Below are 13186 nucleotides of genomic sequence, written 5' to 3' on the forward strand. Positions count from 1 at the left end.
ACGCTCAGGTCTGGCAGACCATGCACCGGTAGAGCCGTCGGCTCGCCATGTCCTCGGCGACGATCTCGTCCTCGCCGCAGACAAGGCATGGCTGCCCCTGCCGCTGATACACGTAGTTCGCGTGCTCCGGCCAGGCCTGCTCGGCAGTCACGCCCGGCCTGTGCTCCTGGCGGGTGGTGACGATCCGCCCGAGCCGCACGCCGGCCCGCAGCAGCCGGCGGTTGTCCTCGTACAGGGCGCGCAGACCCTCCTCCCCCAGGTCCTTCGCCGGCCGCCACGGGTCGACTCCGGCCCGGAACAGGGACTCGGCCCGGTAGATGTTGCCGATGCCGCCGACCATCGCCTGGTCCATCAGCACCACCCCGATCGGCCGGCGCGTCTTCCCCGCCCGCAGCAGGAACGGTGCCGGGTCGTCGTCGTTGAGCGGGTCCGGACCCAGCTTCGCGGTGACCTGAAGGACCTCCGCAGGCGTGAGCACGCGGCACGTCGACGCCCCGATCAGGTCCGCCCACCCGTGGGCGGAGACCAGCCGCAGCCGCACGGTGGCCGCAGGCGGTGGCGGGACGGCGGCGGACGGTGAGGGGCCGTCGTCGTCAACGGCGGAGGGCAGCTCCCGTTCCCCGATCCTCCGCGGCGCCCCGATCGACGAGGCGGCCGCGAAACTCTCGTCTCCGCCGAAGGAGAAGGCACCGTACAGGCCGAGGTGCACGTTGAGCGTCAGCCCGCCGGAGAAGTCGGCGAAGAAGTGCTTGCCGTGCGCCCAGGCGCGCTCGAGGACCTGACCGTCCAGCAGGGCGGCGCCGTCAGCGAAGCGGCCCTGCGGGGAACTGGCACGCAGGGCCTGACCGCCGAAGACGTCCTGGACCTGGCGGGCGAGTCGGTGCAGCGAGTGCCCCTCAGGCACTCACATCAGCACCTCTCCGGTGGTCTCGTAGTGGGCGATCTTGCCGATGCGGCGCACGTGACGCTCGTCCTCGGAGAACGGCTCGGCGAGGAACGCCTCGATCAGCGCGGTGGCCTCCTCGAGGGAGTGCTGCCGGCCGCCGACGGCGACGACGTTGGCGTCGTTGTGCTGCCGGGCGAGCCGGGCGGTGTCCAAGTTCCAGGCGAGGGCGGCACGGATGCCCTCGACCTTGTTGGCGGCGATCTGCTCGCCGTTGCCGGAGCCTCCCAGCACGATGCCCAGGGAATCCTGGCCCTCGGCGCGCTCGGCGGCGACGGCCTTCGCGGCGTTGATGCAGAACCCCGGGTAGTCGTCCAGGGCGTCGTACTCGGCAGGACCGTGGTCCACCATCTCGTAGCCGGCGGCGGTCAGGTGCTTCACCAGGTGGGCGGACAGCTCCATCCCGGCGTGGTCGGTGGCGATGTGGACGCGCATGGTCGGGTCCTCCTGGAGGGCGGGGCGGCGGGCGGGCCGGAAGACGACGACGGGCGCTCGTCCCCGCCTGGGAGGCCGCACCGGGCGTCGTGGCCCACCCTCCAGGGTAGTCGGCTCCGGCGGGCGGCGGTGCGCGCACGGACGCCTCCGGGCGTCTCGGCCGCCGCGGCGCACAGGTGGCACAATGGCAGGGATCGTGACCGCGGGCACACCCGCCCCGCGCCTCACCCGTCGCACCATTCACCACCCCTACTGGAGGACACCTGTGTCGACTGCCGCACGCCTGAACATCACCCGCGAAGAGGCCGCCGAGCGCGCCGCCGCCGTGGAGGTGCAGTCCTATGACGTGGCACTGGACCTGACCTTGCCGGGCGATCGCTTCGGCTCCGTGAGCACCGTCCGCTTCACCGCCGCCGACGCCGCCGTCGGCACCCACACGTGGATCGACTTCGTCTCCACCCAGACCCCGACGGTCACCCTCAACGGGCAGGAGCTGGACTCCGCCGACTACGACGGCGCCCGTGTGAAGGTCGGTCCCCTGGCCGCCGAGAACGAGCTCGTGGTGGCCGGCGAGGCCGACTACATGACCACCGGCGAGGGGCTGCACCGCTTCATCGACCCGGTGGACGACGAGGTGTACCTGTACACCCAGTTCGAGGTGCCGGACTCCCGCCGCATGTTCGCCGTGTTCGAGCAGCCCGACCTCAAGGCGACCTTTGCCTTCACCGTCACCGCCCGCGCCGACTGGGCCGTGGTCTCCAACCAGCCGACCCCGGAGCCGACCGCCGCCGGCACCGACGCGGACGGCCGTGAGACCGCCACCTGGGCCTTCTCCCCCACCCCGCGGATCTCCTCCTACATCACCGCGCTCGTGGCCGGCCCGTACAAGTCCACCCACTCCGAGCTGACCAGCGCAGACGGCCGCACCATCCCGCTGGGCGTGTTCTGCCGTGCCTCCCTGTTCGAGCACCTGGACGCGGACAACATCTTCGAGCTGACCCGCCAGGGCTTCGAGTTCTTCGAGGCCCAGTACGGCCACCCCTACCCGTTCGAGAAGTACGACCAGCTGTTCGTGCCGGAGTTCAACGCCGGTGCCATGGAGAACGCCGGCTGCGTGACCTTCCTGGAGAACTACGTGTTCCGCTCCACCGTGCCCGAGGCCATGGTCGAGCGCCGCGCCATCACCGTCCTCCACGAGCTGGCCCACATGTGGTTCGGCGACCTGGTGACCATGAGGTGGTGGAACGACCTGTGGCTGAACGAGTCCTTCGCCGAGTTCATGTCCACCCTGGCCGCCGCCGAGAACACGAAGTACACCGGCGCCTGGACCACCTTCAACTCCATGGAGAAGTCCTGGGCCTACCGCCAGGACCAGCTGTCCTCCACCCACCCGATCAAGGCTCCGATCCGGGACCTGGACGACGTGCTGGTGAACTTCGACGGCATCACCTACGCCAAGGGCGCCTCCGTGCTGCGCCAGCTGGTGGCCTGGGTCGGCCAGGAGAACTTCATGGCCGGCGTCCGCGCGTACATCGCCAAGCACGCCTGGACCAACACCGAGCTGCCGGACCTCATGGTCGAGCTGGAGAAGGCCTCCGGCCGCGACCTGTCCGAGTGGACCGAGCAGTGGTTGGAGACCTCCGGGGTGAACACCATCGCCGTCGAGGTGGAGACCGACGGCTCCGGCACCATCACGTCGCTGGAGTTGGTGCAGACCGCCCCGGACGGCTCTGCTCTGGCCCCGGGCGACCAGGTCCTGCGCCCGCACCGCATGGCCGTCGGCTTCTACGACGTGGACGCCGAGGGCAAGCTCACCCGTGTGGCCCGCCATGAGCTGGACGTCGCCGGGGAGCGCACCAGCGTGGCGGACGCGATCGGCTCCCGGCGTCCGGCCGTGATCCTGCCGAACGACGACGACCTGGCCTACGCCAAGATCCGCCTGGACGCCGAGTCCTGGGCCGTCGCCGCCACCGGCCTGAAGGACGTGGCCGAGTCCCTGCCGCGTACCCTGCTGTGGTCCTGCGCCTGGGACACCGCGCGCGACGGCGAGGCCTCGGGTCGCTGGTTCGCCGACCTGGTGCTGGCGAACATCGGCCACGAGAAGGACTCCTCCGTGGTGCAGACCCTGCTGCGTCAGCTGGCCACCGCGCTGGGCCAGTATGTGCCGGAGGACGAGGCCGCCGAGGCCCGCGCCGCCGCCGCGGACGGTCTCTGGGAGCTGGTGCAGGCCGCCGAGGCCGGCTCGGACAGCCAGCTGCAGTTCGTGAAGGCCCTGGCCCTGCACGCCCGCACCGATGCCCAGCTGGACACCGTGGCCGGCATCCACGACGGCTCTGTGGAGGTGCCGGGCCTGGATCTCTCCACCGACCTGAAGTGGGAGCTGCTCACCTCGCTGGTGGCCGGCGGCCGTGCCGGCGAGGCGGAGATCGCCGCCGCCGAGGCCGAGGACGCGACGGCGACCGGCGCGTTGGCCGCCGCCCAGGCCCGCGCCGCCGTGCCGACCGCCGAGGCCAAGGCCGAGGCGTGGAAGCAGGTCGTGGACGGCTCGCTGTCCAACACCACCCAGCGCCAGGTGCTGCTGGGCTTCCAGCGCGTCAACGACCCGGCCCTGATCGCCGAGTACGCGGAGAAGTACTTCGAGGGCATCGAGGGCGTGTGGAACTCCCGCTCGCACGAGATGGCTGAGACCGCCGCGACCCTGGGCTTCCCGTCCTCGCAGGTCTCCCAGCAGACCTGTGACCGCGCCACCGCCCTGGTGGATGCGGTCAAGGGGTCCAACGCGGGCCTGGCCCGTGTGGTGGCCGAGTGCCGCGACGACATGGCCCGTGCGCTGAAGGCGCGCCAGGCCTGAGGCGGATGCCCACGAGCACCGGGGCCGGTCCCTTCCGACACTCCCACGTGATCGAGCGCGACGGCGTGAGCCTGCGCGTCCTCGACACCGGGGTGCCTGCAGGGGCCGGCCCCGTGCCGTGTCTGCTGCTGCTCCACGGCCTCGGCGGCTGCGCCCTCGAGTGGACCGGCGTCGCCGGCCGGCTGGCGGAGGATGCCCGTGTGGTCGCCTTCGACGCCCGCGGACACGGCGGCAGCACCCGGCGGCCGGAGGACCTGTCCCGCGCGGCTCATGTGGCGGACGTGGCCGCGGTGGTCGAGGACCTGGCGTTGGGGCCGGTGGTGCTGGTCGGGCAGTCCTGTGGCGGCCACACGGCGCTCATGGCCGCGGCGACGCGGCCTGACCTGGTGACCCGGCTGGTGTTGGTCGAGGGCGGCGTCGGCGGCGAGGGCGCGGAGCACACGGCACCCGTGAGCGATTGGTTCCGGGCCTGGCCGCAGCCCTTCGCCGACCGTCGGGCCGCGGTCGACTTCCTGGGCGGCGGGCCGGCCGCCGAGGCCTGGGCCGACGGGCTCGAGGCGACCGCCGAAGGACTGCGGGGACGGTGGGACGCGGATGTGCTCCACGAGGTCCTGCTCGCCGTGCACACGCAGGACCGCTGGGACGAATGCCGCTCCGTCACGGCGCCGACGCTGCTGGTGCGCGGTGGCGAGGGCAGCCAGCCGGCCGCCGAGTTCGACGCCATGCTGGAGGCGAACCGTCACGCCGAGGGCGTGGTGGTGCCGGGCGCGGGACACGACGTGCACCTGGACGCTCCGGACGCGGTGGCGGAGGCGATCTTCCCCCGTCGAGAGAAGTCCTGAATCGTCCGGCAACATCAGAAGAGGGGGGCGCAGGTCACAGAACCGCATGAGCTGCGCGGGCTCGATGGCAGCTGACATGGCTGTGGTGTTCTCCCTGTGTTCTCGCGCCGTCGGCCGAACAGCACTGGCCTACGGATACAACCCTGAGGTGCGCTCGGAACAACTGTTCGTCCTCAGCGTCATGAACCTGTCCACGGCAGGCTCGGTCGCCGCGAAGCAGGCGGCGATGAAGGACCTCGCCAAGCGGACACACGCACTCGCCGTGAAGCTCCCATGGGCCCAGATCGAGCAGTCCCTTCTCGCACGGTTGTTGAAGAGCCTCATGGGCAGGTTCTCCCAGCAGGTCACGAAGAACTCTCTCGGCAAGGCGGTTCCTCTTGGAGACGTACCTGCACCTCGATCCCGAGGGCGCGAAGGTACCGATCGACGTGACCGCTCTCGAGGCAGAGGACGACGCGTACAGCGTCATCGAGGATCTCGAACGGCTTCGTTCCGAAGACCCGTCGTGAGGGCAGCCGCGCCACCACTACCCTGGAGCCCATGAAGCACCAGTTCAGCCTCCGTGCAGAGTGGACCGGCAACCAGGGCTCCGGCACGTCCGGGTACAGGGACTACAGACGTGACGTGACGCTGCAGGCCGCCGGCCCGGGCGAGATCTCCGGTTCCTCCGCCCGGGCGTTCCACGGTGACGAGTCCCGGTGGAACCCGGAGCAGCTGCTGCTCGGCGCGCTGGCCCAGTGTCACACGCTGTCCTACCTGCACCACGCCACCGCCGCCGGTGTGGTCGTCACCGGCATGACGGTGGCGGTAGAGGGCACCCTGGAGGTGGATTCCTCCGGTGCAGGCCGGATGACCGCTGCCACGCTGCGCCCCGAGGTGTGGCTGGCGGACGAGGCCCAGCGCGAGCAGGCCGACGGCCTCCACGCCCCGGCCCACCGCGACTGCTTCATCGCCAACTCCCTGAACTTCCCGGTGGAGCTGGCCCCGCAGGCACCACGCCAGATGCCGCACCTGCCGGAGTTCTCCTCCCGCCTGGGCGCGCCGATCGCCGTCGCCCGTCCGCGTCCGGCGAACCGCCCGTCCCAGGTGACCGGCATGAAGGACCGGCCCACCGAAGTCGAGCCGGTCATGCGGGAAGACCTGCCCACCGGCGCCGAGCAGGTCGCCGCGCGGGACGCGGGCCCCGCCGCGCGCTCCGGGGACACGCCGCAGCTGCTCCCGCCGTCGATGCGCCCCGCTGCCGGCGCCCCGACCACCGCCGACCGCGCCGCCACCCCGTCCGCGGCGGCCTCGGCGCCGGCGGCCCCCGGACAGGCCACCAGCTTCTTCGAGGCCGTGGGCGGCCACGAGACCTTCGCACAGCTGACGAAGGTGTTCTATGAGAACGTCCGCCAAGACCCGCTGCTGGCGCCGATGTACCCGCAGGATGACTGGGAGGGCGCCGAGGAGCGCCTGCGCCTGTTCCTCGAGCAGTACTGGGGCGGCCCGCGCACCTACTCGGAGCAGCGCGGCCACCCGCGGCTGCGCATGCGCCACATGCCCTACAAGGTGGACTTCGCCGCCCGAGACGCCTGGCTGCGCCACATGCGCACCGCCGTGGACTCCCTGGACCTGGCCCCGCTGCAGGAGGCCGAGCTCTGGGACTACCTCGAGCGCGCCGCGCACTCCATGGTCAACTCCGCCTGAGCGGCCTGACCCCCCCCGCCTGAGCGGCACCAGCCCACCACCGGGGTGGACGGGGCGGGGTCCGTCGTCGGGAAGTGCCGGAAGGCGTCCGGCGAGGCGGCGGTGAGGCTCACGGCCGGCGGGTCAGAGGGCGACCGCGGGCCTGTGGAGGACGAAGCCGCCGGTGGTGTCGATGCGCGTCCACGGCCCCGACTGCAGGACGCGGGCGCGGCCCTCCGGCGGGAGGAAGCCGAGGGCGAATGCTGCGAAGGCGCATCCGGAGGGGACAACGGCCGGTTCGCCCAGCATCTGGCCCCAGACGGCTGCGCGCAGACGCTGGACCACGGCGTCCCCGGGGTTGGTCGGCAGGGCCTGTCGGATGGCCGTGATGCCGTCCTTGGCCACCATGATGAGGTCCTTGTGGGCGACCTCGGCGACCTGGGTCCAGCCCGCGCGCGGCGGCGTCAGGGCAGTCCACGGCTGGTTCTCCCGGGACGGCGGGACGCTGAAGGTACGGTCCACGCCGCCGGCCGGCCCCGAGTCCTTCATCCGCGCGGTGCGCTCGAGGACCGCGGCCAACGGCACGGTCGCGTCCAGGTCATCGGCGTGCTCGGCGGAGGCGACCGGGACGGTGCGCAGGCCGAGGATCGTGGGCACCTCGTCGCCGAGTCCACGCGGTGCCATGACGTTCACCCACTGGGCGAGGACGGCGTCCTTCCCCTCCGCGGCCGGGCCGATCAGCTGCAGGCGCATGCCGGTGTCCGAGACCTTCTTCGCACGTGTGGCGAACTGCTCCAGGTCCGCGACCGCCGCATCCGAAGTGAGGGTCAGGCGGGACGGGTCTGCATGGGTCTCGGATCCGGCTCCGGGGCGGCGCTGCTCAGTCATACTGGTCATTGTCGCAGGGCGGCTCCGGCTTCCGGGGCCCGCCACGCGCCGCAGCCGAGCAGTACCGCTGGTACCGTACCGCGCCGAGGAGGAGGACGCATGAGACAAGGACCGGAGCCCGAACACGAGGGCAACCAGGGCTCGCCGGCCCGGCGCCCCCTGCGCCACGGCCTGGTGCGTCCGGACACCGCTCCGGCCGATCCCACCGCCATGCTCCGGGGCCTGCTGGAGCTGGAGGAGGCCGCTGCCCATCCGCTCACCGGCGACGCTCGCTTCACCGGCATCACTCCAGAACAGGCCCATGGTCGCGTGTTCGGCGGCCAGGTGCTCAGCCAGTGCCTCGCCGCCGCCGCGCGGACGGTGGAACCCGGCCGGGACGCGCATTCGCTGCACGGCTACTTCGTGCGCCCGGGCGACGCCTTGAAGCCCATCACCTTCACCGTGGAGCGGGTCCGCGACGGCCGCTCCTTCTCGGTCCGCCGCGTGCTCGCCAGCCAGGACGAGAAGGCCATCCTCACTCTCACCTGTTCCTTCCAGGCGCCGGCAGACGGCGTCGACCACCAGGCGACCATGCCGGAGGGCGTGCCCGCCCCGGAGGAGCTGCCCACCACTGCGGACCTGCTCGGCGACATCCGCCACCCCATCGCCCAGGAGTGGGCCTGGGCCCGGCCCTTCGACATCCGCCACGTGGCCCCGGCCGTCTACGTGAGTCCCGCCGCCGAGCGTACGAACACGAACATGGTCTGGATGCGGACCTTCACCCGGCTGGCCGACGACCCGAACCTGCACCGCGCGGCGCTCGCCTACGCCTCCGACTACACGCTCCTGGAGCCCATCCTGCGCCAACACGGCCTCGCCTGGACCCAGCCGAAGATGTCCGTGGCCTCCCTGGACCACTCCATGTGGTTCCATCGTCCGGCCCGCGTCGACGAGTGGCTGCTCTACGTCCAGTCCAGCCCGTCCGCCCAGGGCTCGCGCGGCCTCGGCCAGGGACACGTCTTCACCCGAGACGGGGAGCTGGTGGCCACGGTCGCGCAGGAGGGCATGCTCCGCCTGCCGCAGGGGTCCGATGCGGTGACCGCCAAGGTCCAGGGTGCGCTGCAGACCCTGGCGATGAAGACGGTGATGCGGCGCCCGCGTCGAAAGGGCTGATCGGCGGCACGAAAAGCCTGATCGGCAGCACGGGTGTCCGCCGGCTCGGCCGGCACCGACCGCGGCCCGCCGTCGAGGAGTGCTCGCTCGGCGGGCCGCGGGGCAGGCTCGGACGCGGTCAGTCGCGGGTGAGCTTGCGGTGGGTGACGCGGTGCGGGCGGGCGGCCTCGGGGCCGAGGCGCTCCACCTTGTTCTTCTCGTAGGACTCGAAGTTGCCCTCGTACCAGTACCAGTTGGCCGGGTTCTCCTCGGTGCCCTCGTAGGCCAGCATGTGGGTGGCCACGCGGTCCAGGAACCAGCGGTCGTGGGAGACGACCACGGCACAGCCCGGGAACTCGAGCAGCGCGTTCTCGAGGGAGGTCAGGGTCTCCACGTCGAGGTCGTTGGTGGGCTCGTCGAGGAGCAGCAGGTTGCCGCCCTCCTTGAGGGTCAGGGCCAGGTTCAGGCGGTTGCGCTCACCGCCGGAGAGCACGCCGGCCCGCTTCTGCTGGTCCGGGCCCTTGAAGCCGAACGCGGACACGTAGGCGCGCGAGGGCATCTCGACGTTGCCGACCTTGATGTAGTCCAGGCCGTCCGAGACGACCTCCCACAGCGACTTCTCCGGGTCGATGTTGGCACGGGTCTGGTCCACGTACGAGATCTTCACGGACTCGCCGATCTTCAGTTCGCCGCCGTCGAGCGGCTCGAGGCCGACGATGGTCTTGAACAGGGTGGTCTTGCCGACGCCGTTCGGACCGATCACGCCGACGATGCCGTTGCGGGGCAGCGAGAAGGACAGGCCGTCGATGAGCACGCGGTCGTCGAAGCCCTTCTTCAGGTCGGTGGCCTCGATGACGACGTTGCCCAGGCGCGGGCCCGGCGGAATCTGGATCTCCTCGAAGTCCAGCTTGCGGGTCTTCTCGGCCTCGGCGGCCATCTCCTCGTAGCGGGCCAGGCGGGCCTTCGACTTGGCCTGGCGGCCCTTGGTGTTGGAGCGGACCCAGTCCAGCTCCTCGGCGAGGCGCTTGGCGAGCTTCGCGTCCTTCTTGCCCTGGATCTCCAGGCGCTTCTGCTTGGTCTCGAGGTAGGTGGAGTAGTTGCCCTCGTACGGGTAGAGGCGGCCGCGGTCGACCTCGCAGATCCACCCGGCCACGTGGTCCAGGAAGTAGCGGTCGTGGGTCACGGCCACGACGGCGCCCGGGTAGGAGGCCAGGTGCTGCTCCAGCCAGAGCACGGACTCGGCGTCCAGGTGGTTGGTGGGCTCATCGAGCAGCAGGAGGTCCGGCTTCTCCAGCAGCAGCTTGCACAGCGCCACGCGGCGCTTCTCGCCGCCGGAGAGGTGGGTCACCGGGAAGTCGCCCGGCGGGCAGCGCAGCGCGTCCATGGCCTGCTCGAGCTGGGAGTCCAGGTCCCAGGCGTCGGCGGCGTCGATCTCGGTCTGCAGCGAGCCCATCTCCTCCATGAGGGCGTCGAAGTCCGCGTCCGGGTTCGCCATCTCGTCGGAGATCTCGTTGTAGCGCTGGATCTTGCGGTAGATCTCCCCCACGCCCTCCTGGACGTTCTCGAGCACCGTCTTGTCCTCGTCCAGCTCGGGCTCCTGCATGAGGATGCCGACGCTGTAGCCCGCGCTCAGCCGGGCGTCGCCGTTCGAGGGCTCGTCCAGGCCGGCCATGATCTTCAGGATCGTGGACTTGCCCGCGCCGTTGGGACCGACCATGCCGATCTTGGCGCCGGGGAAGAACGACATCGTCACGTCGTCCAGGATCAGCTTGTCGCCCACCTTCTTGCGGGCCTTGACCATGGTGTAGATGAATTCCGCCATGCTCACCAGGCTAGTCGGTGGCCGCCGAAAACCTCGCCTCGACGGCCACCTTCGCCCGAGAGACGAGACTCACGCCCAGCTCGGGGTGCGCTCAGACGCCTCGGCGGCGGCCTCCTCGAACTCCTCCTCGGCCTCCTCACCCCCGGCGTCGCCGGGCACCTCTGCGGACCACGGGTCCGCCAGCGACTCGCCCACACGGGCCAGCTCGCCGGTGTCCGGGTCCACACGATGCCCCTCGGGCACATCGGCCTCGTCGACCTCCTGCGGTTCCCCCGGCTGCCCGGTGCGTACCTGGAAGTCCTGGTCGGCCTGGTGTGCGGAGACCGTCTTGTTGTAGGCGCAGGTGCCGAAGTTCAGGTCCAGCCCGACGGCGTCCGCCACGATGTCCACCGAGGTGCCGGAGCGTTCCTCGGTGGACCAGTCCCGGATGCGCTGGCGTCCGACCACCACGAGCGGGTTGCCCTTCTTCGTGGACTGCAGCACGTTGGTGGCCTGCCGCCCGAAGACGGCCACGTTGTACCAGTTGGTGTGGGCGTCCGCCCAGTGGCCGGCCGCGCGGTCGAAGCGCCGCTCGGTGGTGGCCATGCGGAAGTTGACGACGGTGACGCCGTTCGGTGTGGTGCGCTCGGCCGGGTCGGTGGCGATGCGGCCGCGGAGGGTGATGGTGTCCTGCATGTGCGGATCCCTTTCCGGTGGTGGACCGGCCCGGATGGCCGGCCGCTGGGACCAGTCCACGCGGCACGTCTGCCGTGGCGCCAGGGCTCACCCCGCTTCTGTGGACGGCTGAGCCGGTCCGGTCGGCTGTGCAGGACAGGAGGGACCCGCGGACGCCGCCGCGGCGTGCCCCGGCGGAGCAGTAGACTGGCCGATGCCCAGCCCCAGTAGCTCAGCCGGACAGAGCAGCGGCCTTCTAATCCGCCGGTCGGGGGTTCGAATCCCTCCTGGGGCGCTTCCCGTGCACGGCCGACCCCTGAGGAGTCCCTTGCGTTCCCGCCTGAGAGCCGCGCTGACGGCCCCGCACTCCCCCGTTCCCGCGGTGACGGTGTCCCGCGGCCAGTGGATCCAGCTCGGCCTGCTCATGGCGGCCTTCGCGGCACTGTACGTCACGCACTCGTTCCTGCGCTTCGCCGCCTACGAGGCGAAGGGCTACGACCTCGGCATCTTCGACCAGGCCGTCCGCCAGTACGCGATGTTCAAGGCGCCGATCGTCCCGGTCAAGGGCGTGGACTTCAACCTGCTCGGTGACCACTTCCACCCGATCCTCGCGCTGCTCGCGCCGTTCTACTGGATCTGGGACGACCCGCGGATGCTCGGCATCGTGATGGCCCTGTGCCTGGCCGTCTCCGCGATCCCGGTCTACCTGTTCACCCGCCGCCGCACCGGTCACGTCACCGCGATGATCGCCTCCGCGGCCCTGCTGCTGTGGTGGCCGTTCCAGGCGATGGTGAACTGGGACTTCCACGAGATCACCCTCGGTGTGCCGATCATGGCGTGGCTCATCTGGGCCCTGGACGGTCACCGGGCCTGGCTCGCAGCGGCGCTGGCCGTCAGCCTCCTGTCCGTCCGCGAGGACATGGGCATCACCCTGGTGGCGATCGCCCTGGTGATGGCGATCCGCCGCCACTGGTGGCCGGCGCTCGTCACCTTCGTGTCCGGCCTGGTCGGCTACTGGTTCGCCACCTCGGTGGTGATCCCGCACTTCTCCCCCAGCGGCGCGTTCGGATACTGGCAGTTCACGGCCCTCGGCCCGGACATGGGCAGCTCGCTGACGTTCCTGCTCACCCAGCCCTGGAACGCCGTCGCCGTGCTGTTCGACCACCCGCTGAAGGTCGCCCTGTGGCTGCTGCACTTCGTGCCGCTGCTCCTGCTGCCGCTGCTCAGCCCGGTGACGCTCATGGCGCTGCCGATCATCTGCTCCCGCCTGTTCAACGACCGCCTCAACGTCTGGTCCCCCGTCTACCAGTACGACGCGATCCTCGCACCGATCCTGCTGATGGCCGCGATCGAGGTCGCCGCCCGCCTCGGCCTGCGCTGGCCCAAGGTCTCGAGACTCCCCACGGCAGTGGCCTCGGTCCTGCTGGCCTCCGGACTGGTCGGCACCGCCTTCTTCCCCCAGGTGTTCCCGTTCCACCGCACGCTCACCGGCGAGCTGCACCTGCGCCAGCACGGCCAGGACCTCGCCCACGCCGTCTCCCTCATCCCGGACGGCGTCTGCGTGGAGGCGGCCGACAACGCCGTCCCCCACCTGACCACCCGCACCTATGTGGGCCTGCACGGGGACATCGGCGACGAGCTGTCCACCTGGATGATCGTGGACACCAAGGTCGAGGAGCTCGGCGGCTGGGACCCGCTCACCCCGGACCAGGCCCTCGAACGCGCCGAGCGCCTGGGCTTCAGCGAAGTCTGGCACGAGCGGGACGTGGTCGTCCTCGAGAAGAAGGGCGCCCCTGTCAGCCCGGTCTGCCCGGACTACCTGGAGCGCTGAGCCAGCGGCGCCCGCCGTGCGCCGCAGGCCCGGTGGCCGGGTGACGTCCGTGGCGCAGCCCCGCCCCGCGGTGCCCCTCCTGGACCACGACGGCGGTGGCCCACCTCCTCCAGGAGGTGGGCCA

The 13186-nt window shown here is 71.1% G+C and carries 11 protein-coding genes, 1 tRNA gene and 2 pseudogenes; 9 read left to right on the plus strand and 5 right to left on the minus strand.

All coding sequences use genetic code 11. The annotated features are described in order from the left end of the window. Positions 1-4: 4 nt before the first annotated feature. Both HMPREF2863_RS04125 and HMPREF2863_RS04130 read right to left on the minus strand, forming a co-directional pair. Positions 5-904, minus strand: a complete 900-nt coding sequence (locus HMPREF2863_RS04125) for an Fpg/Nei family DNA glycosylase (protein WP_067190190.1) — start codon at positions 902-904, stop codon at positions 5-7. Further along, positions 905-1378 (minus strand): ribose-5-phosphate isomerase, encoded by a 474-nt coding sequence (locus HMPREF2863_RS04130; RefSeq protein WP_067190188.1) that lies wholly within the window; start codon positions 1376-1378, stop codon positions 905-907. 265 nt (positions 1379-1643) lie between these two features. Here HMPREF2863_RS04130 and pepN point away from each other — a divergent pair, with 265 nt between their 5' ends. The 6 genes and pseudogenes from pepN (at position 1644) to HMPREF2863_RS12140 (ending at position 6757) form a co-directional block, all read left to right on the plus strand. After that, positions 1644-4229, plus strand: coding sequence for an aminopeptidase N (gene pepN, locus HMPREF2863_RS04135; protein ID WP_070638192.1), 2586 nt, complete (start codon positions 1644-1646; stop codon positions 4227-4229). A gap of 47 nt (positions 4230-4276) precedes the next feature. After that, positions 4277-5071: an alpha/beta fold hydrolase gene (locus tag HMPREF2863_RS04140; RefSeq protein ID WP_210386720.1), complete on the plus strand. Its 795-nt coding sequence runs from the start codon at positions 4277-4279 to the stop codon at positions 5069-5071. A gap of 76 nt (positions 5072-5147) precedes the next feature. Continuing rightward, positions 5148-5390, plus strand: a pseudogene (locus tag HMPREF2863_RS12460) (EcsC family protein); the annotation flags it as partial. Between the two features lie 58 nt (positions 5391-5448). Then, on the plus strand, positions 5449-5580 hold the full coding sequence (locus HMPREF2863_RS12400) for a hypothetical protein (protein WP_256388809.1): 132 nt from the start codon (positions 5449-5451) through the stop codon (positions 5578-5580). 31 nt (positions 5581-5611) lie between these two features. Then, positions 5612-6037: pseudogene (locus HMPREF2863_RS12135) on the plus strand (OsmC family protein); the annotation flags it as partial. Between the two features lie 261 nt (positions 6038-6298). Then, positions 6299-6757: a globin gene (locus HMPREF2863_RS12140; RefSeq protein WP_209279956.1), complete on the plus strand. Its 459-nt coding sequence runs from the start codon at positions 6299-6301 to the stop codon at positions 6755-6757. 123 nt (positions 6758-6880) lie between these two features. On the opposite strand, the gene HMPREF2863_RS04155 is transcribed toward HMPREF2863_RS12140, so the two are convergent. Next, positions 6881-7624, minus strand: coding sequence for a DUF8185 domain-containing protein (locus tag HMPREF2863_RS04155; protein ID WP_245232174.1), 744 nt, complete (start codon positions 7622-7624; stop codon positions 6881-6883). A 99-nt stretch (positions 7625-7723) separates the two neighbouring features. On the opposite strand from HMPREF2863_RS04155, the gene HMPREF2863_RS04160 reads away from it, so the two are divergent. After that, the gene (locus HMPREF2863_RS04160; protein WP_067190182.1) at positions 7724-8776 is read left to right on the plus strand and encodes an acyl-CoA thioesterase; all 1053 of its coding nucleotides are present in this window, start codon (positions 7724-7726) and stop codon (positions 8774-8776) included. 118 nt (positions 8777-8894) lie between these two features. Here HMPREF2863_RS04160 and ettA read toward each other — a convergent pair whose 3' ends face one another. Both ettA and HMPREF2863_RS04170 read right to left on the minus strand, forming a co-directional pair. Then, positions 8895-10577, minus strand: coding sequence for an energy-dependent translational throttle protein EttA (gene ettA, locus HMPREF2863_RS04165; RefSeq protein WP_070638201.1), 1683 nt, complete (start codon positions 10575-10577; stop codon positions 8895-8897). 69 nt (positions 10578-10646) lie between these two features. Beyond that, positions 10647-11252: a single-stranded DNA-binding protein gene (locus HMPREF2863_RS04170; RefSeq protein WP_067190178.1), complete on the minus strand. Its 606-nt coding sequence runs from the start codon at positions 11250-11252 to the stop codon at positions 10647-10649. Positions 11253-11452: 200 nt separating this feature from the next. Between HMPREF2863_RS04170 and HMPREF2863_RS04175 the strand changes: the two genes are divergently transcribed. Together HMPREF2863_RS04175 and HMPREF2863_RS04180 are read left to right on the plus strand one after the other, a co-directional pair. Beyond that, positions 11453-11526, plus strand: a tRNA-Arg gene (locus tag HMPREF2863_RS04175). 33 nt (positions 11527-11559) lie between these two features. Further along, complete coding sequence (locus HMPREF2863_RS04180; RefSeq protein WP_246828820.1) at positions 11560-13062, plus strand: DUF2079 domain-containing protein; 1503 nt, start codon at positions 11560-11562, stop codon at positions 13060-13062. Positions 13063-13186 lie beyond the last annotated feature (124 nt).

Source organism: Micrococcus sp. HMSC067E09, assembly GCF_001812555.1.
Classification (GTDB): domain Bacteria; phylum Actinomycetota; class Actinomycetes; order Actinomycetales; family Micrococcaceae; genus Micrococcus; species Micrococcus lylae.

Excerpts from the sequence above, each read along its gene's own strand:
- HMPREF2863_RS04130 (WP_067190188.1), bottom strand. The coding sequence starts at position 1,378 with ATGCGCGTCCACATCGCCACCGACCACGCCGGGATGGAGCTGTCCGCC.
- HMPREF2863_RS12140 (WP_209279956.1), top strand. The coding sequence starts at position 6,299 with ATGCGCCCCGCTGCCGGCGCCCCGACCACCGCCGACCGCGCCGCCACC.
- HMPREF2863_RS04155 (WP_245232174.1), bottom strand. The coding sequence starts at position 7,624 with ATGACTGAGCAGCGCCGCCCCGGAGCCGGATCCGAGACCCATGCAGAC.
- HMPREF2863_RS04160 (WP_067190182.1), top strand. The coding sequence starts at position 7,724 with ATGAGACAAGGACCGGAGCCCGAACACGAGGGCAACCAGGGCTCGCCG.
- ettA (WP_070638201.1), bottom strand. The coding sequence starts at position 10,577 with ATGGCGGAATTCATCTACACCATGGTCAAGGCCCGCAAGAAGGTGGGC.
- HMPREF2863_RS04170 (WP_067190178.1), bottom strand. The coding sequence starts at position 11,252 with ATGCAGGACACCATCACCCTCCGCGGCCGCATCGCCACCGACCCGGCC.